This window comes from Actinoalloteichus spitiensis RMV-1378 (genome assembly GCF_000239155.1).
Classification (GTDB): Bacteria; Actinomycetota; Actinomycetes; order Mycobacteriales; family Pseudonocardiaceae; genus Actinoalloteichus_B; species Actinoalloteichus_B spitiensis.
Map to the genome: position 1 here is coordinate 1 of NZ_AGVX02000863.1, position 605 is coordinate 605.

A 605-nucleotide genomic window follows, 5' to 3' on the forward strand; every position below is an offset into this window, starting at 1 on the left:
TGCGGCGGCTCGTCGTCCTCGCCCAGCGGGCCGACGCCGCCGAACAGGCCGCCGCGGCGGGGCACACCGACGCCCTGGCCGGTCTCGACTCCCTGTTCTCGGCCGCGCGAACCGAGTTCGCCCAGATCCAGGGCGGTCTGGCCGAGGCGGTGGATCTCGGGAACGGCGTCATCATGCCCGGTGCGACCCCCGTCGCCGGCGCGAGCAGCCCGACCGCGCTCACCTTCTCGACACCGGAGGCACTGCTCGGCGAGGCCGGGGTCGACGAGGACATGCCGTTCGGCCTCGGGCAGCACGACGGGGACTTCCTCGAACGGTCCGCCGCGGACTCCGCCTTCCTGCTGGAGGAGGTGATGAGCAGTCTGGTCGCCGAGGGGGAGATCTCCGAGGAGTTCGCCGTCCGCAGCGGCGAGGAGTGGGGGCTCGACGACGGCTTCCTGGGCGGCCGAGGCGGCGAGCGGGCCCCGGACGCCGCCGGCGAGGAGGCTGCCCCGCCACCACCCCCGCCCGACCCGTCGACCTCCGGCGTCCCGGTACTCCAGACCTCCCCGCGCGGCGTCGACCCGACCGGCTCGGTCGCGCCGGTCGGAACGGTCGGCGGGGTC

At 75.7% G+C, this 605-nt stretch carries 1 pseudogene; it reads left to right on the forward strand.

Annotated features, from left to right (window positions below):
• Positions 1–605: pseudogene (locus ACTIDRAF_RS31565) on the forward strand (hypothetical protein); the annotation flags it as partial.